The 21,412-nt window shown below is 73.2% G+C and carries 21 protein-coding genes; 10 read left to right on the forward strand and 11 right to left on the reverse strand.

Going from position 1 to position 21,412, the window contains the following annotated elements; genetic code table 11:
* Positions 1–21 precede the first annotated feature (21 nt).
* The 3 genes from GA0070213_RS04585 to GA0070213_RS04595 all read left to right on the forward strand — a co-directional run bounded on the left by GA0070213_RS04585 (position 22) and on the right by GA0070213_RS04595 (position 2,571).
* A complete protein-coding gene (locus tag GA0070213_RS04585; RefSeq protein ID WP_091057717.1) occupies positions 22–675 on the forward strand; it encodes a hypothetical protein in 654 nt (217 codons plus the stop codon).
* A gap of 7 nt (positions 676–682) precedes the next feature.
* Positions 683–1,936: a DUF6357 family protein gene (locus GA0070213_RS04590; protein ID WP_175441199.1), complete on the forward strand. Its 1,254-nt coding sequence runs from the start codon at positions 683–685 to the stop codon at positions 1,934–1,936.
* A 62-nt stretch (positions 1,937–1,998) separates the two neighbouring features.
* On the forward strand, positions 1,999–2,571 hold the full coding sequence (locus GA0070213_RS04595) for a GNAT family N-acetyltransferase (RefSeq protein ID WP_175441200.1): 573 nt from the start codon (positions 1,999–2,001) through the stop codon (positions 2,569–2,571).
* 35 nt (positions 2,572–2,606) lie between these two features.
* Here GA0070213_RS04595 and GA0070213_RS04600 read toward each other — a convergent pair whose 3' ends face one another.
* Positions 2,607–2,876 (reverse strand): GlsB/YeaQ/YmgE family stress response membrane protein, encoded by a 270-nt coding sequence (locus tag GA0070213_RS04600; RefSeq protein ID WP_091057723.1) that lies wholly within the window; start codon positions 2,874–2,876, stop codon positions 2,607–2,609.
* Positions 2,877–2,984: 108 nt separating this feature from the next.
* Here GA0070213_RS04600 and GA0070213_RS04605 point away from each other — a divergent pair, with 108 nt between their 5' ends.
* The gene (locus tag GA0070213_RS04605) at positions 2,985–3,344 is read left to right on the forward strand and encodes a hypothetical protein (protein ID WP_091057727.1); all 360 of its coding nucleotides are present in this window, start codon (positions 2,985–2,987) and stop codon (positions 3,342–3,344) included.
* On the opposite strand, the gene GA0070213_RS04610 is transcribed toward GA0070213_RS04605, so the two are convergent.
* Entirely contained in the window at positions 3,341–3,673 is a 333-nt protein-coding gene (locus tag GA0070213_RS04610) for a YciI family protein (RefSeq protein ID WP_091057731.1), read from the reverse strand. The two genes, GA0070213_RS04605 and GA0070213_RS04610, sit on opposite strands and share 4 nt — an antisense overlap.
* 340 nt (positions 3,674–4,013) lie before the next feature.
* On the opposite strand from GA0070213_RS04610, the gene GA0070213_RS04615 reads away from it, so the two are divergent.
* Entirely contained in the window at positions 4,014–5,120 is a 1,107-nt protein-coding gene (locus GA0070213_RS04615) for a cellulose binding domain-containing protein (RefSeq protein ID WP_091057733.1), read from the forward strand.
* Positions 5,121–5,233: 113 nt separating this feature from the next.
* Here the strand turns inward: GA0070213_RS04615 and GA0070213_RS04620 are convergent, their stop codons facing one another.
* Genes GA0070213_RS04620 through GA0070213_RS04635 form a run of 4 tightly spaced genes read right to left on the reverse strand, consistent with a single transcriptional unit; the run spans position 5,234 to position 8,759 of the window.
* Entirely contained in the window at positions 5,234–5,626 is a 393-nt protein-coding gene (locus GA0070213_RS04620) for a universal stress protein (RefSeq protein ID WP_091057736.1), read from the reverse strand.
* Entirely contained in the window at positions 5,623–7,125 is a 1,503-nt protein-coding gene (locus GA0070213_RS04625) for a tripartite tricarboxylate transporter permease (RefSeq protein WP_091057742.1), read from the reverse strand. Before GA0070213_RS04625 ends, GA0070213_RS04620 begins: the two co-directional genes overlap by 4 nt.
* Positions 7,126–7,761 (reverse strand): tripartite tricarboxylate transporter TctB family protein, encoded by a 636-nt coding sequence (locus GA0070213_RS04630; protein WP_091057745.1) that lies wholly within the window; start codon positions 7,759–7,761, stop codon positions 7,126–7,128.
* The gene (locus GA0070213_RS04635) at positions 7,758–8,759 is read right to left on the reverse strand and encodes a Bug family tripartite tricarboxylate transporter substrate binding protein (RefSeq protein ID WP_245716260.1); all 1,002 of its coding nucleotides are present in this window, start codon (positions 8,757–8,759) and stop codon (positions 7,758–7,760) included. The genes GA0070213_RS04630 and GA0070213_RS04635 overlap by 4 nt, the downstream gene beginning before the upstream one ends.
* 99 nt (positions 8,760–8,858) lie before the next feature.
* Between GA0070213_RS04635 and GA0070213_RS04640 the strand changes: the two genes are divergently transcribed.
* Together GA0070213_RS04640 and GA0070213_RS04645 are read left to right on the forward strand one after the other, a co-directional pair.
* Positions 8,859–10,493, forward strand: a complete 1,635-nt coding sequence (locus tag GA0070213_RS04640) for a sensor histidine kinase (RefSeq protein WP_091057750.1) — start codon at positions 8,859–8,861, stop codon at positions 10,491–10,493.
* On the forward strand, positions 10,490–11,164 hold the full coding sequence (locus GA0070213_RS04645; RefSeq protein WP_091057754.1) for a response regulator: 675 nt from the start codon (positions 10,490–10,492) through the stop codon (positions 11,162–11,164). The genes GA0070213_RS04640 and GA0070213_RS04645 overlap by 4 nt, the downstream gene beginning before the upstream one ends.
* A 49-nt stretch (positions 11,165–11,213) precedes the next feature.
* On the opposite strand, the gene GA0070213_RS04650 is transcribed toward GA0070213_RS04645, so the two are convergent.
* Complete coding sequence (locus GA0070213_RS04650) at positions 11,214–13,316, reverse strand: PQQ-dependent sugar dehydrogenase (protein ID WP_245716261.1); 2,103 nt, start codon at positions 13,314–13,316, stop codon at positions 11,214–11,216.
* Between the two features lie 26 nt (positions 13,317–13,342).
* Positions 13,343–14,293 carry a LamG-like jellyroll fold domain-containing protein gene (locus tag GA0070213_RS04655; protein ID WP_091057758.1) on the reverse strand — a complete coding sequence of 317 codons (951 nt, stop codon included), beginning with the start codon at positions 14,291–14,293 and terminating at the stop codon, positions 13,343–13,345.
* A gap of 153 nt (positions 14,294–14,446) precedes the next feature.
* Here GA0070213_RS04655 and GA0070213_RS04660 point away from each other — a divergent pair, with 153 nt between their 5' ends.
* Complete coding sequence (locus GA0070213_RS04660; RefSeq protein WP_091057761.1) at positions 14,447–15,484, forward strand: LacI family DNA-binding transcriptional regulator; 1,038 nt, start codon at positions 14,447–14,449, stop codon at positions 15,482–15,484.
* A gap of 103 nt (positions 15,485–15,587) precedes the next feature.
* On the opposite strand, the gene GA0070213_RS04665 is transcribed toward GA0070213_RS04660, so the two are convergent.
* Genes GA0070213_RS04665 through GA0070213_RS04675 form a run of 3 tightly spaced genes read right to left on the reverse strand, consistent with a single transcriptional unit; the run spans position 15,588 to position 19,001 of the window.
* Positions 15,588–17,549, reverse strand: a complete 1,962-nt coding sequence (locus GA0070213_RS04665; protein WP_091057765.1) for a beta-propeller domain-containing protein — start codon at positions 17,547–17,549, stop codon at positions 15,588–15,590.
* Between the two features lie 43 nt (positions 17,550–17,592).
* On the reverse strand, positions 17,593–17,889 hold the full coding sequence (locus GA0070213_RS04670) for a MoaD/ThiS family protein (protein ID WP_091057768.1): 297 nt from the start codon (positions 17,887–17,889) through the stop codon (positions 17,593–17,595).
* Positions 17,886–19,001 (reverse strand): WD40/YVTN/BNR-like repeat-containing protein, encoded by a 1,116-nt coding sequence (locus tag GA0070213_RS04675; RefSeq protein WP_091057771.1) that lies wholly within the window; start codon positions 18,999–19,001, stop codon positions 17,886–17,888. The genes GA0070213_RS04670 and GA0070213_RS04675 overlap by 4 nt, the downstream gene beginning before the upstream one ends.
* A 163-nt stretch (positions 19,002–19,164) precedes the next feature.
* Here GA0070213_RS04675 and GA0070213_RS04680 point away from each other — a divergent pair, with 163 nt between their 5' ends.
* Positions 19,165–19,584, forward strand: a complete 420-nt coding sequence (locus GA0070213_RS04680) for an MmcQ/YjbR family DNA-binding protein (protein WP_091057775.1) — start codon at positions 19,165–19,167, stop codon at positions 19,582–19,584.
* Positions 19,585–19,725: 141 nt separating this feature from the next.
* On the forward strand, positions 19,726–21,411 hold the full coding sequence (locus tag GA0070213_RS04685; protein ID WP_175441201.1) for a serine/threonine-protein kinase: 1,686 nt from the start codon (positions 19,726–19,728) through the stop codon (positions 21,409–21,411).
* The last annotated feature ends 1 nt before the right edge of the window (position 21,412 follow it).

Here is a 21,412-nt window from a genome sequence, read left to right on the forward strand (position 1 = left end):
CCACCCGAACGAAGGACGCACATGGCCCGCCCCTACGGTCCCGGACCGAAGCAGTTCGTCTTCGCCGCCGACGACGGCGACGACCAACGGGTCTCGGTGCGTGATCCGCAGGAGGCCTACGAGGTGTTCGCCGCGTTCCTGCGGGCGCGAGAGTCCGACACCTACACCATCAGGGACGAACCGGCGGGGCAGAGTCTGGTGCTCATGCCCCGCCGAGGGCTGATCTCCCGATTCCGGGACGCGGACCAGCCCCGGTCGGAGCACCTCAAGGTCGACCGGGGCAACCGCTACCTTCCCGGCGCGATGCTGTTCTTCGAGAACGGATACGCCGGCCTCGACCACTTCGGCCAGTGGCTCGCCGACCTCTCCGACCTCGACGCGGCACCGGAGACCCGCGGCGCCACCCGCGCCGCCATGTTCACGACGGAAGCGGCGGCCGTCGCCGAGGTCGGCCGGATCTGGGCGGACTCCGGCATCGTCGACCCGAGCGACCAGTACTACGTCTTCTTCGAATCGGACGATCTCGACCACGACCGGGCCGAACGCGCCGAACTGCTCCAGCTGATCGCATTCCTCGGTCTGGAACGGGTCGACCCCCCGGTCGGGGCCGCCGGGGGCGAGGTCTGGGTACGCAGCGATCCGCGACTCGACGCCGAATGCGAGCGATGGTCGTGAGCAGGCGGTGAGAGACGTCGTCTTCACGCGCCTCGGCAACGGCTGGATCCCGGACGTGGTCCGCTCCGACGGTGGGCTGAAGCTGATGCTCGCCGCCGGCGCCGACGCCAACCACGAGCCTCGCGTGTTCACGGTCCCGATCTCCGAGGCCCACCTCGCGGTGATCCGGGAGGACCTGGCCCGACACCTGCTGCTGTGGAGCGCGGTCCTGCCGCTGTGCGACGCCGCCGGAAGCCGGGGGCAGCTCGACGAGAACGCCGCCGCCGCGCTCCTGGACCCGGTCCTGCTCTCCCCGCCCGCGGAGGTCGACGCGCTCTTCCGGCGCATCCGGTGGGACCGGAGCCGGCTCGTCGCCCACGGCGCCGACCTCGACCTGCTCGAACGCGGTCGGGTCTGCGAGGCGATGCGCGCGGCGACGGAGGGGGCGGACGAGAAGCGCGCCCAGGAGCACGCCGCGGACCGCCGTCGCGCCGAGCGCGGAGTGGTCCTCGGGCCGCTCGACGCGCAGATTCTGCGGTACACGGGTCAGTACCGGCACGGCGCGACGATTCCGAGGCGACTGCCCGACGACGTCGATCCCGCGCTGCTGCCGCAGGTCATGCGGGTGATCGCCACCGCGGAGCAGGCGTGCGCCGGGATGCGGATCGGCCTCGATCCACGGCGGGGAAACCGGGCCACGGACAAGGGCGACTGGGATCGGACGGCGGCGGCGGTCGACGCGGCCGTGCGGCGCGCGTACCCGGGACTCGCCGCCGACGCGGTGCGGACGGTGAGCTTTCTGATGTGCTCGGAGGTGGCGGAACGCTCCAGGAGCACCCCGGTGGAGGACGACGACGAGGCCGCCGACGTCGGTGGGAGTGCCGGTAAGACGGCCCTGTCCTTCACCGACGACAAGGGCGGCGAGGTGACGTGGTTGCGGGACGGTCCGCGCACCGCCTCCGCCGAGTTCTGGGCGTTCGTCGCCGACCGCTCCGCGGCGGACAACGAGGTGTTCACCATCGAGGACGAGGAGATGGGCGAGGGGATCCAGCTGCACTTCTACGCGGACTCCATCGCCCGGATCACCACGGCCCGCCCCGGGGAGGCCGGGTCGGATCCGCAGTACCGGGTCGAGTACCGCCTGGTCGACGGCATGGGCGGATACCGCGACCTGGTGCGCGCCTTCGTCCGCGGCGGCTGCGCCGCACTCGACCGGCACGGTCCCTGGATGTCGGACGTCGCCGAGTTCGAACGCGCGCGTGGTCGACGCCACGGGCGGTAGGTCCCGGCGGGAACCGCCGCGCGGGGCAGCGGGCGGTGCGGCCCGCCAGTACGGTGCGGAGAGTGGACAGGTCCCACCCGCCGGTGGCGGGCATCGTGCACCACGCGCCCGGCTCGACCGTCCGACTGCGTCCGGTGGCCGAGGGCGATCTGGCGATGTTGCGCCGGTTCGCTGTCGAACCGGGGTTGATCGGGCTCGACTGGGCCGGCTTCCGGGACGCCGCCGCACCGGCCCGCCGGTTCGCCGAGGACGGTTATCTCGGCGAGCGCACCGGCGGCCTGGTCGTGCAGGTCGACCCGGCGGAGGACGGCCCGGCCGGCTACCTCAGCTATCTGCAGGGGCAGTACGGCGGCCGGGCGCCCTACTGGGAGATCGGGATCGTGCTGCTGCCCGAGTGGCGCGGCCGGGGCATCGGCTGGCGGGCCCAGGCGCTGCTCTGCGACTACCTGTTCAGCCACACCCCGGCGCAGCGCATCCAGGCCGGCACGCATGCCGAGAACACCGCGGAGCAGCGCTCACTGGAGAAGGCCGGGTTCCATCTGGAGGGGGTCGTGCGGGCCTGCGAGTTCCGGGCCGGCGCCTGGCGCGACGGGTGGCTCTACAGCCGGCTGCGTGACGACCCGTCACCGCTGTGACGGGTCGTCACGCCCGGCTGGCGGCTCCCCCAGCGTCAGATCCGTCGGCGGCCGTACGTGCCGGCGACGATGGCCACGCCGATGGCCGCGAAGACGACCTGGATCAGCAGCTCGATCCAGTCGATGCCGTTGGTGTCGGCCACGTTCAGCGCGCCGGCGACGGCCGTGCCCAGGAGGGCCGCCACCACGCCGATGACCAGGGTGAGCCAGATCGGGATGTTCTGCTTGCCCGGCACGACCAGGCGACCCAGGGCGCCGATGATCAGACCGATGATGATGCCGGAGATGATGCCGCCGACGTGCATGATGGTCGCCCTTCCACGGGGTGGTTGTCGTCGCCGACCTGATTGCCCAAGGCAACGAAAAACGAAACCGACTGGCGTGTGATGGCTCAGGCACCCCGAGGAGGACACATGGCACATGGCCCCGTGCTGGTCATCGGACTCGACCCGGCCCGGATCCCGGGCTGGGACCCGGATCCGGTCGTGTCCGCGATCGCGCGCGGACACGCCCGGTTCGCCGAGTACGGGATCGAGGCCGACCTGTGCCTCACGGCGGCCGACACGGCCGCCGAGGAGCAGATCACGGCGGCGCTGACCCGCCGGGAGTACGCCTGCGTGGTCGTCGGCGGCGGCATCCGCAAGCACGAACCGTTGCTGGAGTTCTTCGAACAGGTGGTCAACCTGGTGCACCGGCACGCTCCCGGCGCGGCGATCGCCTTCAACAGCACGCCGGAGGACACCGTGGACGCGGCGCTGCGCCGGCTCGGCTAGGGCGTGTCCCCCAGCGGCCACACCTCGACCACGCCGTGGGCCACCGCGCACGGCGTGCCGGACACCATCTCGATCGCCTCCTCCATCGACGCCGCCTCGATGACGGCGAAGCCGCCGATCGGGAGCGCCGAGGTGAGGAACGCGCCGTCGCGCACCTCGGTGCCCGCGCCGTCGTGGTTGCGCACCTGCGCCGGCGGGCCGGCCACACCCATCCGCACCCCGGCCGCCCGCAGCCGTTCGTCGTGTGCGTGGGCGGCGTCGCGTACGGCCGGATCGGTGCGGTCGTAGCCCGCCTGGTCGCCGTACCCGATGGTGATGAACGTCGGCATGGTTCGGTCCTCTCCTCGCGTGTGCGGTCACCGCCCTGCGTACCACGCGCTCCCCCGGCGCGCCGCCCGCCGGGCGAGGCGTCAATCGAAGATCGTTTATTGACATCGTTTTCGAAGGCGCAGTAGCGTGAGGTCGGCGGGAGCGGAGGGCAGGTGCCCCGCCGGAAGCCGGGTGCCGTCCCGCGCCGCAACACAGCACGAGCCGTCCGTCGGTGTCCGGGTCCCCGGCGGGCTGTTCCACATCGCGCCCACCCCTTTCCGCACGACCTCGCCGCCGGCCGGTCCACGCCGTCGCGCCGCGCGCAGCACGCCACCCACCGACCCCCATCCGGAGGACCCGATGACCCGAAGACTTCGACTGTTCAGCGCGGCAGCCGCCGCCGTCGCCGTCCTGGTCGCCGCGGCGACCATGACCACCGGCCCGGCGAGCGCCGAATCCAACGGCGGCGTACGGGTGATGCCGCTCGGCGACTCCATCACGGACGGTTTCAACGTCCCCGGCGGCTACCGGATCGAACTGTGGCGCAGGTTGGCGGCGGACAACTACCGGATCGACTTCGTCGGCTCACAGTTCAACGGCCCGAGCAGCCTCGGCGATCACGACCACGAAGGCCACTCCGGGTGGACCATCGCCCAGGTCGACGCCAACGTGGTGAACTGGCTGCGGGCGACGAACCCCCGCACCGTGCTGCTGCACATCGGCACCAACGACATGTACGGCGACACCAGCGGCGCGCCGTCCCGGCTGGCCACCCTGATCGACCGCATCACCACGACGGCGCCCACCACCGAGGTCTTCGTCGCGACGATCGTCCCCAAGTCCGGCGCGGACAGTCAGGTCCGCGCCTACAACGCGGCGATCCCCGGCATCGTGAAGAGCCGCGCCGACGCCGGGCGGCGGGTGCACCTGGTGGACATGTACGCGGCCCTCACCCTCAGCGACCTGGCCGACGGGGTGCACCCCAACGCCGGCGGCTACAACAAGATGGCCGCGGCCTGGTACACCGCGCTGCGGTCGGTGCCCGGCAGCATCAGCGACGGCACCCCGCCCACCAGCGCGCCGCCCACCACCACCCCGCCGACGACTCCCCCGCCCACGACTCCCCCGCCCACCACCCCGCCGCCGGCCGGCGGATGCCGGGTCGCCTACACGGTCAACGCCTGGAACAACGGCCTCACCACCGCCGTGACGATCACCAACACCGGCGGCTCGACCGTCAACGGCTGGGCGCTGGCGTTCACCCTGCCGGGCGGACAGACGATCACCAGCGGCTGGAACGCCACCTACGCGCCGACGAGCGGCGCGGTCACCGCGCGCAACGTCTCCTACAACGGCGCCATCGCCCCGAACGGCTCGATCGACATCGGCTTCCAGGCCACCCACACCGGCAACACCGGCAAACCGGCGTCGTTCAGCCTGAACGGTGCCGTCTGCTCGACCGCCTGAGCACCGCGGCCCGCCGTACGGATGGACGGCCGGTCGCCACCGTCGTGGCGCACGGCCGTCCACCCGCGCGAGCGGTGCCGCCGGGTGGCGGCAGACGCGGCCGGGTCCGCCACTCAGTCGGCTTTCACCGCGAGGACCGGGCAGGGCGCCCGGAGCAGGATCTCCTGCGCGGTCGACCCCATGATCAGCTTGCCGACCGGGGTGCGGTGCCGCACGCCGATCACCACCAACGACACGTCCGTGGTGGTGGCGAGCTCGACGATCTCCTCGGCCGCGTCCCGGCCGCGGACCAACTGCCGGATCTCGTGCGGCACCCCGGCCGCGACCAGCTCCCGGACCACCCGGTCCAGGTCCGGCTCGCCGGCCAGCCTCGGGTCGACGTAGGCATCGCCGCGGGACGTGTTCAGCACCAGCACCTCCTCGCCGCGGAGGCGGGCCTGTTCGATCGCGGCCCGCAGCGCCGCCTCCCCCAGCGGCGAGGGGACGTAGCCCACCAGGATCGTCATGCCGTCACCGACCTTTCCCGAAGCGGTCGCACCACGAAACGCGCCAGCAGCGGCCAGGCGAGCACCACCACGATGACCGCGTACACCAGCCAGGACACCCAGCCGCCGACGAGGCCGTGCAGTTCGCCGCCGGAGAGCTGCAACGCCCGCCGGCCCTGCAACTCGGCGCGCGGGCCGAGGATCACGCCGACCACCAGCGGCAGGATCGGCAGCCCGAAGCGCCGCATGCCGAACCCGAGCAGGCCGAGGGTGAGCAGCAGGAACAGGTCGAACGGCTGGGCGTTGACCGCGTACGCGCCCATCGAGGCGAAGAAGACGATGCCGGCGTACAGGTAGGGGCGGGGAATCCGCAGCAGCCGCGCCCAGGCCGGCGCGAGCGGCAGGTTGAGCACGAGCAGCATCAGGTTGCCCACGAAGAGGCTGGCGATCAGCGTCCAGACCAGCGCGGACTCGCGCGTGAACAGCAGTGGGCCGGGCTGGATGCCGTACTGCTGGAAGCCGGCCAGCATCACCGCGGCGGTGGCGTTGGTGGGCAGTCCCAGCGCGAGCATCGGCACCAGCGTGCCGGCGGCGGAGGCGTTGTTGGCCGCCTCCGGTCCGGCCACGCCCTCGATCGCGCCCCGCCCGAACTCCTCCGGATGCCGGCTGAGCTTCTTCTCCGTCACGTACGACAGGAAGGTGGGGATCTCGGCGCCGCCGGCCGGCACCGCGCCGAACGGGAAGCCGAGCGCGGTGCCGCGCAGCCACGGTTTCCAGGACCGCCGCCAGTCCTGCCGGCCCATCCACGGCTGGCCCACGGGGATCACCTCGCCGGCGCGTCGCCGCAGGCGCGCGGCGATCCAGAGCGCCTCACCGACGGCGAAGATGCCGACCGCCACCACGACCACGTCGATGCCGTCGGCGAGTTGCGGCAGGCCGAGGGTGAGCCGCTGCTGACCGGTCTGGTCGATGCCGATCACACCGATCACCAGGCCGAGCAGCAGCGAGGCGAAGCCGCGGATCCGGGAGGCGCCGAGCACCGCGGTGACCGCCACGAACGCCAGCAGCATCACCGCGAAGTAGTCGGGCGCGCCCAGGCTGACCGCGAACGACACCACCGGCGGCGCGACCAGCACCAACAGCAGCGTCGCGATGGTGCCGGCGACGAACGAACCGATCGCGGCGGTGGCCAGCGCCTGCGCGGCCCGGCCCGCCTTGGCCATCTTGTTGCCCTCGATCGCGGTGACCACCGACGACGACTCGCCGGGAGTGTTCAGCAGGATCGAGGTGGTCGAGCCGCCGTACATGCCGCCGTAGAAGATGCCGGCGAACAGGATCAACGCCTGGGCCGGTTCCATGCCGTGGGTGACCGGCAGCAGCAGCGCCACGGTCATCGCCGGGCCGATGCCGGGCAGCACGCCGACGGCGGTGCCGATCGTGACGCCGAGCAACGCGATCAGCAGGTTCATCGGGGTCAGCACGTGGCCGAACCCGTCGAGCAGGGCGGAGAGGCTGTCCATCTAGAGGATCCCTTGCAGCACACCGGCGGGCAGGTTGACGCCGAGCCCGATGGCGAAGGCGTAGAAGGTGATCAGCGACAGCGCGACCGCGATCACCAGGTTGCGCACGTGGTGCCGGTTGCCGAGCGCGAACGCGGAGCCCCAGAACAGCAGCGCGCCGCTGATCACCCAGCCCAGCGGCTCGATCAGCACCGCGTTCACCACGAACGCCGCGATCAGCAGCAGCACCGTGCGCCAGTCGATCGGGCTGCTCAGGTCGACGTCCTCGCCGCCCTCCGGCTCGCCGGCGCCGCCGCGGTACACGTCCACCGCGTAGACCGCCGCGACCACCAGCAGCAGCGCGCCGAGCAGCATCGGCACCGGTTTCGGTCCGATCGGGTCGGCGGCGTTGAGGGCCTGGCCGATCCGGCCGGCGTCCACCAGCACGAGCGCGCCGAGCACGGCGAGGAAAACGCACACCGCGTACTGCGCGCGGTCCGGCCGCGCTTCGCCGGCGGACGGCCCGGCGCCCGGGGGTACGGCGTCGAGCGGTTCACCGGCGGGCGTCGGACCGGGTTGTGCCGGGATCTCGGGTACGCCCGGAGGCCGGGACGGCGGGTCGCCGTCCCGGTCCGGTCGGGTCGACGCGCCGGTCATGCCAGTCCGAGCTGCTTGAGCAGGTCGGCCACCGAGGTGTCCTGGGCGGTGAGGAACGCGCCGAACTCGTCGCCGGTGACGAACGCGTCGGTCCAGCCGCGCTTGGCCAGCTCGGCCTTCCACTCCGCGGACTCGTGCATCTTCGTCAGCGCGTCGATCCAGACCTTCTTGTCGGCGTCGCTGATCCCGGGCGGGGCGACGATCCCGCGCCAGTTGGTGAACACCAGGTCGATCCCGGCGGACTTGAGCGTGGGGACGTCCTTCAGCGCGTCGATCGGCGCCTCGCTGGTGACCGCGAGGACGCGGAGTTGACCGGCCTCCACCTGGTCGAGGAACTCACCGAAGCCGCTCGCGCCGAAGGCGACCTTGCCGCCGAGCACCGCCGGCAGCAGTTCGCCGCCGCCGTCGTAGGACACGTAGTTCACCTGGCGCGGGTCGATCCCGACGGTCTTGGCGAGTTGCATCGGCAGCAGGTGGTCCGGGCCGCCGGGCGAGGAGCCGCCGCCGACCGCGACCTTCTTCGGGTCGGCCTTCCACGCCGCCACCAGGTCGTTGATCGTCCGGTACGGGGAGTCCTTCGGCACCACCACGGCACCGGCCTCCTCGATCATCTTGGCCAGCGGGGTGGTCTGGGTGAGCGTCGCCGCCGACTTCGAGGTGTACGAGGCGCCGACCACGCCCAGCCCCATCTGCATGGCGAGCTTGCCGTTGCCCTTCTCGTTCACGGTCCGCTGGAGGCCCACCGTGCCGCCCGCGCCGGGCAGGTTGAACACCTGCACGCCGGTGGCGATCTTGGCGTCCTCCATCACCTTGGCCGCGGTCCGGGCCGTGGTGTCGTAACCGCCGCCGGGGCTGTTCGGCACCATGATTCGCAAGCCGGCGACCGGCTTGCCGTCCTCGCCGGGCTCGTCCTGCCCGGCGGTGGCACCGCACCCGCCCAGCGCGAGAGCCGTCGCCATCGCGACGCCCATGACCAGCACACTGTTCCTGGTTGCCATCATGTTTCTCTTCCGTTTCGAATGAGTCCGGCGGCAAGATGATGGCTCCCGGTCGGGTCGCCCGTCTGCGTTGTGTCACCAGCGGAAGTTGAGGTCTTTGTGGTCGCGGTCACGTCCCGGCGTCGTACGCTCGCCGGGCAGCTCCTGATCCTCCAGCTCGCCATCATCCTGGTGGTGCTGGTGGCGGTCGCCGCCGTGTCCCTGGCCCAGTCGGCGGCGACGTTCAACCGGGTCGAGGGCCGCCGGGTGGCCGCCCTCGGCGAACAGCTCGCCGGCAACGCGCTGCTGCGCGACCGGCTCAACCGGCCCGCACCGGGCGAGGCGATCGCCCCGCTGGTGCAGCACACGCTCACCCAGTCCGGCGTCACCTCGGTGACGGTGGCCGACGCCCGGGGCCGGGTGGTCAGCTCGACCGACCCGACGCTGGTGGGCGGTCAACTGGTGCTCGGCGACCCGGGGGTGACCCGGGGCCGGAGCTGGTTCGGCGAGCTGGAGTTGGGCCGGTCACGGGAACTGGTCGCCCAGGTGCCGGTGCTCGGCGCCCGGGAGGAGAACCTGGGCCGGCACCTCGGCGTCGTGGTCATCGGCGAGGCGTCGCCGAGCTGGTGGCAGCGGCTGGTCGGAGCCTCGTCGTACCTCTTCACCTACCTGGGTATCGCCAGCGCGCTCGGTGTGGCCGGGTCCTGGCTGCTGGCCCGCCGGATCAAACGGCAGACCCTCGGGTTGGAGCCGCGGGAGATCGCCGGCCTGGCCGAGCACCGGGAGGCGCTGCTGCACGGCATCGCCGAGGGGGTGATCGCGCTGGACCCGCAGCACCGGGTCACCCTGGTCAACGCGGTCGGCCGCCGCCTGCTCGACCTGCCCGAGCACTGCCTCGGCCGCAGCCTCGCCGAGCTGCGGATCAACGGCCGGCTCCGGGACGTGCTGGCCGGGGCCGGCGGCGGCGCGACGCCGGATCAGGTGGTGGTCCGGGGTGGCCGGGTGCTGGTGATGAACCGGACGACGGTCACCAAGGACGGTCGCCGGCTCGGTTCCGTCACCACCCTGCGCGACCGCACCGAGCTGGCCCGCCTGGAGCAGGAGTTGGGCTCGTTCCGCAGCACCACCGAGCTGCTGCGCGCGCAGACCCACGAGTTCGCCAACCAGCTGCACACCATCTCCGGGCTGATCCAGATCGGCGAGCACGACGAGGTGGTCCGCTACGTCGACACGCTCAGCCGGCACCGCGCCTCACTCGACCTGACCATCACCAGCCGCATCCACGACACGGCGGTGGCGGCGTTGCTGATGGCCAAGTCGGCGGCGGCCGCCGAGCGCCGGGTCGAGCTGCGCGTCTCCGAACGCACCGGGCTGGACCGGCTGCCGCCCGAGGTGGCCGCCGACGTGGCCACCGTGCTGGGCAACCTGCTGGACAACGCGGTCGAGGCGGTGGCCGGTGACGCCGCCACCGGCCCGGCCTGGGTCGAGGTCGAGTTGCGCCAGGACACCGCCTCGGTGGAGATCGTGGTCCGCGACAGCGGCCCCGGCGTCGCACCCGAACTCGCCACCGAGGTCTTCACCCACGGCTTCACCACCAAGGCCGCCGAGGGCGGGGAACGCGGCATCGGCCTGGCGCTCACCCGGCTGGTGTGCCACCGCCGCGCCGGGGAGGTGGCGGTGACCAACACCGACGAGGGCGCCATGTTCACCGCCCGGATGTCGACGTTTCCGACCGCGCCGCAGGGGGCCCGATGATCGACGTACTCGTGGTCGACGACGACTTCATGGTGGCCCGGATCCACCGCGGCTTCGTCGAGCGGATCCCCGGCTTCCGGGTGGTCGGCACCGCCAGCACCGGCGAGGAGGCGGTCTCCGAGATCGACCGGCTGCGCCCGGGCCTGATCCTGCTCGACCTCTACCTGCCCGACATGTTCGGCCTGGACGTGGTCACCCGGATCCGGGCCGCCCGGCACGACTGCGACGTGCTGGTGATCAGCGCCGCCCGGGAGGCCGAGGCGGTGCGCCGCGCGGTCCGCTACGGCGCGGTCAACTACCTGCTCAAACCGTTCGGCTTCGACGAGCTGCGGGTCCGCCTGGAGCAGTACGCCGCGCGCCGGAGCGCGCTGCGCGCGGCGGTCGTCGCCGACCAGGCCGACGTCGACCGGGTGTTGTCACGAGGCGGAGCGGTCGCCGCCGTCCCGACGCTTCCGCGCGGCCTGAGCGCGGAGACCGCCGACCTGGTGGAACGCGCGCTGCGCGGGCACGACGGGACGTTGTCGGCGAGCGAGTGCGCCGACCGGGTCGGCATCTCCCGGGTCAGCGCCCGCCGCTACCTGGAGCACTTCTCCGGCAGCGGCCGCGCCGAGGTGACGCTGCGCTACGGCGCCGCCGGCCGGCCGGAACGCCGCTACGCCTGGTTGTCCTGACCGGTGGGGGCGGTGACCGTCCGGCCACCGCCCCCACCGTCGACGTCCGTCAGGCCGGCCTGCCGGTCACCGTGAAGTTCCGGGTACGACCGACGTTGTCGAACGAGCCGAAGCCCACCCGACCCGAGGTGAACGTGGTGTCCTTCGCGGTCATCAACGGATCGGCGTGACCGTCGACGTAGACGGCGATCTCGCCGGTGGCGGGCAGGTGCACCACCCGCACGTCGTGCCACTTCGCGTCCGTGACCGCCGGGTCGGCGCCCCGGGAGCGGCCGTTCCACTGGTGGTCGATGCGCTCGCGGTCGGCGTTGTCCACCTTGAAGATGCCGTTGTGCGGATAGATCGTGTTGTCGGTGGAGAGGTGCGCGTAGTAGTACTGCGTGTCCGACTGCCAGCCGAACACCACGATCACGTCGCGGTTGGTCACCTCGACCGGCGTGTCCAGGCGTACCTTCGCGTCGATCCGGACCGACGTCCAGGCCGGGCCCTTGGTCAGCACCGCGTACTCGAAGGGACGCCGCGGGCCCACGGGCGCGTCACCGGCCTCGGCGAGGATCACCTGGTTGCCCTCGAACCGCCACTTCGACGGCGTCCGCGGCGCCCAGTTGCGCTCGCCCGCGGTATTGTTCACCCGGGTGCGGCCCACGTCGCCGTCGGCCACCTTCTTCGTGCGGACCACCTTCCAGATCGTGCCGTTGGCCTTGGCCACCAGGTAGATCTCCCCGGCCGCGTCGGTGCCGAAACGCAGGTCGACGCGGTTCGGGTCGCCGGGCGCGCCGGGCGCGGAGAGGTCCCGCATGCGGACCAGGTCACCGGCCGGGGTGTAGAGCGCGAGCTGGTGGATCTCGGCGAGCCCTCGGCCGCGCCGCATCTCCTTGGCCTCGGTGTAGAGGACGCGACCGTCGACCAGGTCACCGAAGACGTACTTGCCGGTCAGCGCCGGCAGGGTGCGGCCACGATAGACGAACCCGCCGGCCACCGCGACCCCGACGTCCGAGGTGCAGTTCCAGTCCGCGGGCGGGTCATGGTCGTACGCGGCGACCGGGTAGGTGTAGCCGTACTTCGCGTCGTCGGCGGGCAGCGGGTAGAGCTTGTCGCACGGGTTCGTGGCGGTCTTGTCGAAGACCCAGTTGCCCTCCCGCTCGCTCCAGCCGAAGTTGTCGCCGGCGCGCACCTCGTAGATCGACTCGACGGCGTGCTCGCCGATGTGGCCCAGGTACATCTTTCCGGTGGCCTTGTCCCAGGAGAACCGGTGCGGGTCGCGGAAGCCCACCGCGTAGATCTCGCCGAGCGCCCCGGCCCGCTTGACGAACGGGTTGTCGGCGGGGATGCCGTACCGCCCGTTGGGGGCGTTGGTGCCGCGCGGGTCGATGCGCAGCAGCTTGCCGTGCGGCAGACCCATGTTCTGCGGGTCGCCGTTGCCGGCGCCCTGACCGCCGTCGCCGACGGCGAGGTACAGCATCCCGTAGTCGCGGTCGCGCGGCTTCGCGGTCGAATTGAAGTTGATCTCCTGGACGCCGTGGATCTGGCCGGCGAAGCCGATGCGCAGCATCTCCCGGTGGGTGCCGGCGAACGTGTCGGCGGCCGGATCGGTGGCCGTCCACTCGGTGATGACGGCCTGGTAGATCGTCTTCGGCTGGGCGTAGTCCGGCGTCCGGGTGGCGAGCGACGCCTGCTCGGTGTGGATGGTGTAGAAGCGACCGTTGCGGCCGAACTCGGGGTGGAACGCGACGTATCCGAAGCCCTGGCCGAGGCCGCGGCCGGAGAAGAACTGCGGCGCGAAGGTGGCGGCCACGTCCAGGTAGACGTGCGGCACCCCGTTCCGTACCAGGTAGAGGTTGCCGTTGAGGTCGGGCACCGCGCGGCGGCCGGAGCGGTCCGGAAGCTCGCTGATGGTGTTGATCCGCGCCTTGCGGACCAGACGGTTGTCGACCGGGACCGGGTTCGGGGTGGACTGCGGGAAGCTGGCGTACTCCTCGAGCACCAGGCCGAGGCGGGACTGGGTGGGCGTCTGCGGGATCGGGTCGTAGACCGCACCGGCGGCCCGCGCGGGCGCGCCAACCATTGTGGACAGGACGAGGGTGGCGGCGGTGACGCCGGCGGTGAACACGGCTCTGCGGAGCCGGCCGGCGCTGCCACGGTGGTGTGACACGCGGTTCTCCTTCTCGGGTGGACGGGTCATCGGGCCATGCGGCGGTACTGCGCGGCGATGTCGCGGGCCGGCACCACGGTGTCGAGGAACATCAGGCCGTCCATCCGGCAGTCGCACGGATTGCGTTCCAGGGTGTCCTGCGGGAAGCTCCCGCCGATCTTGATGCCGCGCGGGTCGGTGGCGCTGGTGAGGTGCGGGCCGGGCCCGCTCAGCTGCCAGGGGTCGCCGGCGGTGGTGTAGAAGCCGTCGACCGGACGGCCGTCGCGGTAGAGGGCCATGGTGCCGCGGGTGAAGTCGTACGTGGCGGCCAGGTGCACCCACTCCCCCTTGGGCAGCAGCGTGCGCCAGTCCGCGCGGGCGGCGAACGTCTGCGAGGCACCGCCGTCGACCCGCCGGCCGAGCGCCACCAGGCGCAGCTCGCCGTTGACGTCGATGAGTTCGAGCAGCGCCCGGACGCCGTGCCCGTCGGAGTCGCCGGTGAGCACGCCGGCCAGGCCGATGGCGTTGTAGCGGTCCGTCGGGTCGGCGGTGGTGGAGTTGAGCGCCGGGCCGTCCATCTCGCGCTTGAACCAGCCCATCACGGTGGTGCCGCCGGTGGCGGCGAACGGGCGCAGCGTGCGCACGCCGCTGGCGGACCAGGTGCCGGCCTTCCAGTCGTCGTTGCCGGCGGTGTCCGGCGCGACCTGCCGGGTCTGCAGCGCCCGGCCGCTGCCCGGGTACGCGCGGTCCGGCACCCGCATGGCCGCGCCGCCGTTGACCAGCTCGATCTCGGTGCCGGAGCGACCCTGGTCGCGCTCCAGCGCCGGGTCGCCCGGCACCGGGTGGTCGAAGTCGTAGTAGGCGACCAGGTGCGGTCGGAGGGTGGGGTGGACGTCGCCCGAGGCGGGCCGGTCGGCGTTGGCCGGGCCGGCGGCGGCGACCAGGGCCGTCGCGAGCGCGACGGTGGCCGCGGCGGCGAGGCGTCGAGGTCTTCTCACGGTGGTGGTGCTCCCTTCGTCGGTGTGAGGTGGTGTCGAAGGTGGATCACCGGGATGCGAAAGCGCTTACGTAAGCGCTTTCGTACCCTATGCTTGTCCCCACGCCCAGGCAAGAGCGCGGCGCGGATCAATGCCCTCAGCAGGAGTTCGTCGATGCCCCGACCCGGTCCACGGCTGCGCCTCGCCGACGTCGCCGCGCGAGCCGGCGTCTCCCTCGCCACCGCCTCCCGCGCGCTGGCCGGCCGCGACGGCGTCAGCGAGGAACTGGCCCGGCACGTCCGGGAGGTCTCCCGGGAGCTGGGCTACGTCGCCAACCCCTACGCCCGGACGCTGGCCGGCGGCGCCACCTCCACGGTCGGGCTGATCGTGCACCAGATCGACGACCCCTACTTCTCCGAGATCGCCAGCGGCGTCATCGAGATCGCCGCCGCGCAGGGCCTGCTCGTCCAGATCGCGCACTCCGGCCGCGACCCGGAGAACGAGCTGCGCCAGTTGCGGCACCTCATCGCCCAGCGGGTCGGCATCATCCTGATCGCCGGCTCCGGCTACGACGACCCGGCGGTCGAGGCGCAGGCCCGCGACGAGCTGGCCGGGTTCCAGCGCGGCGGCGGCCGGGTGGCCGTGGTCGGGCGGCACGCGCTCGGCGTGGACGCCGTGGTGCCGGACAACGAGGCCGGCGGCCGCGCCCTCGGCGCGCACCTGCTCAGCCTCGGGCACCGGCGGATCGCGGTGGCGGCCGGCACGCCCGGCCTGACCACGGTGGCCGACCGGCTCGCCGGCGTGGCCGCCGCGCTGGCCGCCGCCGGGCACTCCCCCGACGCGCTGTCGGTGGTGCACTCCGACTTCACCCGCGACGGCGGCCGGGTGGCGGCCGAGCGGATCCTCGGCGCGTACCCGGACAGCACCGCGATCGTCGCGCTCAACGACGCGATGGCGATCGGGGTGCTCTCCGTGCTGCGGTCCCGGCGCATCCCGGTGCCGGACCGGATCTCCGTGGTCGGCTTCGACGACGTGTCGGTCGCCGCCGACCTGGCACCGAGCCTCACCACCGTGCGCCTGCCGATGACCGAGATGGGCCGGATGGCGCTGCAACTCGCGTTGAAGCCCCGCGCCACCCGACCGCGCCGACGCTCCACCGGCCACACGCTGATCGTCCGCGACTCCACCGGCCCGGCCCCGGCCCCGGCGTGATCGACACCAGCTCGGGGAGGTCGCCGGGTCCACCCCGCCGGGATGCCGCCACATCGCCGAGCCGGCGACCAGAGCCGGCCCGTCGGGTCGGGGACCGGGCGGGTCAGGTCATGGGCACCCAGGCCAGTGTGGTCAGGCCCGTCAGTCCGGTCGCCTTCAGGCCGGCGTCGGAGACGGTCCAGAGCACGCCGTCGACCACCAGCGAGCGGCGGATCCGCATGCTCCACTGCGCGCCGTCGGCCAGGGACGGCGGATGCGCGATCGTGCCGACCGCGGTGAACCCGTCGGCGCCGACGCGCAACGCCAGCACCTCGGCGCCCGGCGCGCCCCGGGCGCCCTCGCCGCCGGCCCGGTCGGTGGTCACGCCGGGCCGCATCACCGGGAGCACCACCAGGCGCTCCGGCGCCCACCAGAGGAACGCGTGCGGGTCGAACTCCGCGTCGGACCAGCCCTGCGCCACGTGGTGCTGGGCGACCCGGGTCGGTCGGGCCGGGTCGGCGACGTCGAACAACGACACCTGCAGGCCCTGGATCCGCCCCCGGTCGGTCGCCTCCTGCCCGACCCCGAGCAGGCGGCCGTCGCCGGCCGGATGCAGGTACGACGAGTAGCCGTTGACCTTCAACTCACCGGTCAGCCGCGGCGCGACCGGATCACGCAGGTCCACCGTGTAGAGCGGGTCGGTCTGCCGGAACGTCACCACATAGCCGGTGGGGCCGAGGAACCGCACCGCGTAGATCCGCTCCCCCTTGCCCAGACCGGTGACCTTGCCGACCTCGGTGAGCCGCGCGCCGTCGGCCCGCAGCACGTGCACGCCCGAGACGGAGTCGTCGCCGCCACCCCACCGGTCGCCGCCCGTGGTGGTGGCCACCCGCAGGTGACCGTCCCACTCCGACAGCGCGTACTGGTTGATCAGCCGGCCCGGCACGGTGCCGGCGGCGACGTAGCGCGGCGTGCCTGAGCCGACGTCGAACTGGTAGATCTCGGTGGAGTCGTCCGCCCGGGTCGCCGGCCGGAGCGGAAGCCGCCAGCGGTTGTCGTTGGTGAGGTAGAGCCGCGGGCCGCTGCTGTAGACGGTGTCCCCGTCGGCCGCCACGGTCACCGGGTCACCCGTGCCGAGAGCGGCCGCGCCGAGGTCGAAGCTGAGCACGGTGACCAGCGACGCGCCGGAGAACCCGGCCGGCCGGCTGAGCCGGTCGCAACCGACCCGCCCGGAGGAGGTGCGACCGCCCTCGCGGACCTGGTAGCGGGGCAGCCAGTCGTCGAGCGTCACCTTGTCGATCACCGCCCGGTTGGCGGCGATCCGCTGCGCCTCCGTGCCCTTCGCCGGTTGCGGGAACGCCATCCGCGGCGTGGAGCGGACCACCACCCGGGTGGTCGCGCCGACCTGCCGGGCGTCGACGAGGTGCCCGTCGACCTGGTAGTCGCCGACGATCCTCGGCGCGCCAGCGAGGTCGACCAGCACCAGCCGGGCCTGGGCGGCGCCCGGCGCCGGCCGGCGCCTCGCCGCGACCGGCGCGGTGACCCACCGGTCGGGCAGCAACACCAGCGCCCGGTCGCCGTGCAGCAGCAGGTTGGCCTCGCCGCCGGCGTACCGCTGCTGCTCGGACCGCGGGTCGAGCACCAGCCGGCCGGTCAGCCGGCGGCTCGCCGGGTCCACCACGGACAGCGTGCCGCGGGAGACCGTGACGATCCGCCGGCCGTCGGTCTTCACCAGATCCGGCTCGTCCACCCCGGCCTCGTGCACGGTGGTGCCGGAGAAGCCCGCCGACGGCGCGCCCGCCGCGTCCTTCACCGCCCCACCGACCGCGCCGGCCCGCTCGGCCGCCGCATACGGCAGGATCCCGGCGTCGGCGCCGAGGCCCCACGGACCCACTGCCGCCTTCGCGGCGGACCTGAGCTGCCGCAGCGCCTCGTCGCAGGAGTCGAACGCGACCAGCCGCAGGCCGCCGGCCGGCATCCCCCGATCGTGGGGCGGCGGCGCGGCGGGTGCGTGCGCGGTGCAGCCGGCCAGGGTCAACACGGCGACCGTCGCCCATCCGACGGTCCGGGATCTGCCACCAGTCATGAACCGTCAGACGTGGCCGCCGCCGCCCCGGTTCCCCCGGCGGTCAGCCGCCGGCCATCGCGCCGAGCACGATGAACGGCTCCTTGCCGGCGACCACCTCCTCGGGCAGCGGCGAATCCGGCGACTCGTTGGACAGGTCCAGCTCACAGGCGTAGAAGCGGACGAACGCGCGGCGCTCGCCGCTGTGCCGGTCGCGGATCGTGCCCAGCAGCATCGGGTACGCGGTCTCCAGCGCGTCGAGCACCTCACGCTGGGTGGGCGGCCCGGCGACCTCGACGCGGACCTCGCCGCTGACGTGCGCCAGGTTCTTCAGGTGCGCCGGCAGCACGACCCGGATCACGGCAGCACCTGGACCTCGACCGACAGCACCGCCGGCAGGTCGCGCACGATCGGCGCCCAGTTGTCGCCGCCGTCCGCCGAGTGGTAGACCTGCCCGCCGGTGGTGCCGAAGTAGACCCCGCACTCCTCGTGCGTGTCGACGGCCATCGCGTCGCGCAGCACGTTGACGTAGCAGTGCTCCTGCGGCAGCCCGTTGGTCAGCGGCTCCCAGTGCTCGCCGCCGGTGCGGCTGCGGTAGACGCGCAGCTTGCCGTCCGGCGGGTAGTGCAGCGAGTCGCTGGTGATCGGCACCACGTAGATCGTCTCCGGCTCGTGCGCGTGCACCGCGATCGGGAAGCCGAAGTCGGTCGGGAGGTTGCCGCTGACCTCGCGCCAGTTCGCGCCGGCGTCGTCGGTGCGCATCACGTCCCAGTGCTTCTGCATGAACAACGTGTCCGGCCGGGACGGGTGCTGGGCGAGGCGGTGCACGCAGTGCCCGACCTCGGAATCCTGGTCGGGGATCTCGCCCGAGCGCAGCCCCTTGTTGATCGGCAGCCAGCTCGCGCCGCCGTCGTCACTGCGGAACGCTCCCGCCGCCGAGATCGCCACGTAGATCCGGTCGCGGTCCGCCGGGTCCAGGATGATCGTGTGCAGGCACATCCCGCCGGCGCCGGGCTGCCAGCTCGGGCCGGTCGGGTGCTGGCGCAACGCGGTCAGCTCGGACCACTTCTGGCCGCCGTCGGTGGAGAGGTAGAGGGCGGCGTCCTCCCCGCCGGCGTAGACCGTGTCCACGTCGTGCCGGGACGGCTCGAGGTGCCAGATCCGCTTGAACTCCCACGGCCGGGGCGTGCCGTCGTACCAGAGGTGGTCGCCGACCTCACCGGTGTAGGCGAAGTCGTTGCCCACCGTCGTCCAGTTCTTGCCGCCGTCGTCCGAGCGCTGGATGAGCTGCCCGAACCAGCCACCGGACTGCGACGCGTAGAGCCGGTCCGGATCGACCGGGGAGCCGGTCAGGTGGTAGACCTCCCAGCCACCGAAGTGCGGCCCGTCGACCGTCCAGTCGGCGCGCCGGCCGTCCGACGTCAGGATGAACGCGCCCTTGCGCGTGCCGACAAGTACTCGTGTTGATGTCACGTCTCGTCCTCCGTTCGACCGTTCACCAGGTCCGACCGTGCGCCACGCCGAAACTCATCGCTGTCGTACTCCCCGGGTACGACAATCGGCGGCCGCGCCGGTGGCGGCAAGGCCGCCGCGCCGGCCGTCGAAGGTTGTCGGTGGGGGCCGTTAACCTGCGCGCATGACCGGGCCCGGAGACGTCCCACCCGCCTACCTCGACCGGCTGCGGCCGGTCTGCCTCGGCCTGCCCGAGACCTACGAGGAGCCGGCCTGGGTGGGCACCCGCTGGCGGATCCGCAAACGCACGTTCGCCCACGTGTGCACCGTCGACCCCGACCACCAGGCGGCGTACGCGCGCGCCGCGGGGACCGACGAGCCGATCTGCGTGCTGACGTTCCGCTCCCCCGGCGACGAGATCGCCGGGCTGGTCGCCGCCGGCCCGCCGTTCTTCAAGCCGGACTGGGGCCCCGACGTGGTCGGCATGGCGCTCGACGACGACACCGACTGGGCCGAGGTCGCCGAGCTGCTCACCGAGAGCTACTGCGTGCTCGCGCCGAAGAAGCTGGTCACGCTGGTCGCGCGCCCGCATCCCCCGGGCTGACCGACCCACCGGGGGGATGCGGCGCACCTCCGTTTCCGGCTACCGTGTGCGGGGTAGCACTGCCCGCATCCCGGGCCGGTCGCCGCGGTGGTCCCGGGGGCAGGGACCGACGCGGCCACGAGACCGCCCGGGGGGGTGAGCGTGCGGGTTCTGGCGGGGCGTTACCGGCTGGTCGATCAGATCGGTCGGGGCGGAACGGCGACCGTCTGGCGTGCCGTCGACGAACTGCTCGGCCGGACCGTCGCGGTGAAGCTGCTCGACTCCGACGCCGCCGACGACCGCTGGTGGCGGGCCGCGGTGCGGGAAGAGGCACGGGCGGCCGCCCGGCTGAACCATTCGAACGTGGCCATGGTCTACGACTACGGCGAGGCCCGAGTCGCCGGGCTGCGCCGGCTGCCGTTCCTGGTGCTGGAGTACGTCGAGGGCGAGACGCTCGCCGACGCGCTGCGCCGCGACGGTGCGCTGGACTGGTCTCAGGCGGTCCGGATCTGCGCGGAGGTCGCGGCCGGGGTCGCCGCCGTGCACGCCGCCGGGCTGGTGCACCGCGACCTCAAGCCGGGCAACGTGCTACTCCCGCCCTCGGGGCCGAAGCTGGTGGACCTCGGTATCGCGCTCGCGGTCGGCGCCGACACCGTCAACGGCCGGGGCGAGATCCGTGGGACACCCCGCTACATGGCGCCGGAGCAACTGCTCGGCGAGGTCGCGGTGCCGGCCAGCGACGTCTACGCCCTCGGCCTGCTGCTCACCGAGTGCCTGACCGGACACCCGCCGGTGCGCCCCGACCAGCCCGAGCGCCAGGACCACCTGGCCGCGCTCCCGGTCGACGGCGTACCGGAGGCGGTCGACGAGTTGCGTCGCGCCTGCCTGACGCCCGAGGTCGAGGACCGGCCGACGGCCGAAGAGGTGGCCCACCGGCTCGGCCTGACCGTCGCGATCCCACCGGCGCGGATGCGACCCGCCGTGGCCGGCCCGCCGGCTTTCCCGACGACGGCGGTCACCGGGTCCGCGCGCTCACGACGTCGCCGGGCGCTGCTGGTGGGCGGCCTGCCGGTCGTGCTGGCGGGCGCGGTGCTCGCCGCCCAACTGCCCGGGCTCTCCTCGACCGGCGACGCCGCCGAGGGCGCGGCGGAGCCACCGTCGGCCGCGCCGTTCGGTTGCGCCGTCGCCTGGTCCGCCGACCGGGCGACGGACGGCACCTTCGGCGCCGACGTCAGCGTCGAAGTGACCGGGCCGCGACCGACCGGGCCGGTGTTGTCCTTCCGACTCCCGCCCGGTCAGCAGCTCACCGCGCCGCTCGACCGCTGGCAGTCGGGGCGCCAGGTGCGCCTGCCGGTGGTGGTGGACCCGGCCGGCACGACGCGACTCCCGCTGCGGGGCACCTGGACGGATCGCGCCGGGACCGTCGCCGACTCGTTCGCGATCGGCGGCGTGCCGTGCCGGCGATCCACGGTGGTCACCATCGACGACTCTCGCTCCGCGACCGGCCCGGACCGACCCTGGGCACCCCCGCCCACCGAGCCGGTACGGGACGAGGGACCGCCGGCCGGCGGCGCGCCGGGAGGCCGCTCCGAACCGCCCACGGCCGATCCCCGGCCGTCCGGCTCGGCGAGCGGCGCCGACCCGTCGCGGTCGGCCACGCCGTCGCCGTCCACCAGCCCGTCGAAGCCCGCCGAACCGTCGGAGTCGCCGACACCGCCCCTGCCGACCGCCGACCCGACCGAAACGACCGACCCCGACCCGCCGACGACGCCACCGACCGCGCCCGACGGTGAGGCGGCGGAGTCGACCGGCGCGACGCCGGACGGCGGCGCAGGCATCCGGGCCTGAG

It is taken from the genome of Micromonospora humi, assembly GCF_900090105.1.
Classification (GTDB): domain Bacteria; phylum Actinomycetota; class Actinomycetes; order Mycobacteriales; family Micromonosporaceae; genus Micromonospora; species Micromonospora humi.

Excerpts from the sequence above, each read along its gene's own strand:
- GA0070213_RS04585 (WP_091057717.1), top strand. The coding sequence starts at position 22 with ATGGCCCGCCCCTACGGTCCCGGACCGAAGCAGTTCGTCTTCGCCGCC.
- GA0070213_RS04600 (WP_091057723.1), bottom strand. The coding sequence starts at position 2,876 with ATGCACGTCGGCGGCATCATCTCCGGCATCATCATCGGTCTGATCATC.
- GA0070213_RS04605 (WP_091057727.1), top strand. The coding sequence starts at position 2,985 with ATGGCACATGGCCCCGTGCTGGTCATCGGACTCGACCCGGCCCGGATC.
- GA0070213_RS04610 (WP_091057731.1), bottom strand. The coding sequence starts at position 3,673 with ATGCCGACGTTCATCACCATCGGGTACGGCGACCAGGCGGGCTACGAC.
- GA0070213_RS04615 (WP_091057733.1), top strand. The coding sequence starts at position 4,014 with ATGACCCGAAGACTTCGACTGTTCAGCGCGGCAGCCGCCGCCGTCGCC.
- GA0070213_RS04620 (WP_091057736.1), bottom strand. The coding sequence starts at position 5,626 with ATGACGATCCTGGTGGGCTACGTCCCCTCGCCGCTGGGGGAGGCGGCG.
- GA0070213_RS04625 (WP_091057742.1), bottom strand. The coding sequence starts at position 7,125 with ATGGACAGCCTCTCCGCCCTGCTCGACGGGTTCGGCCACGTGCTGACC.
- GA0070213_RS04630 (WP_091057745.1), bottom strand. The coding sequence starts at position 7,761 with ATGACCGGCGCGTCGACCCGACCGGACCGGGACGGCGACCCGCCGTCC.
- GA0070213_RS04635 (WP_245716260.1), bottom strand. The coding sequence starts at position 8,759 with ATGGCAACCAGGAACAGTGTGCTGGTCATGGGCGTCGCGATGGCGACG.
- GA0070213_RS04645 (WP_091057754.1), top strand. The coding sequence starts at position 10,490 with ATGATCGACGTACTCGTGGTCGACGACGACTTCATGGTGGCCCGGATC.
- GA0070213_RS04660 (WP_091057761.1), top strand. The coding sequence starts at position 14,447 with ATGCCCCGACCCGGTCCACGGCTGCGCCTCGCCGACGTCGCCGCGCGA.
- GA0070213_RS04665 (WP_091057765.1), bottom strand. The coding sequence starts at position 17,549 with ATGACTGGTGGCAGATCCCGGACCGTCGGATGGGCGACGGTCGCCGTG.
- GA0070213_RS04680 (WP_091057775.1), top strand. The coding sequence starts at position 19,165 with ATGACCGGGCCCGGAGACGTCCCACCCGCCTACCTCGACCGGCTGCGG.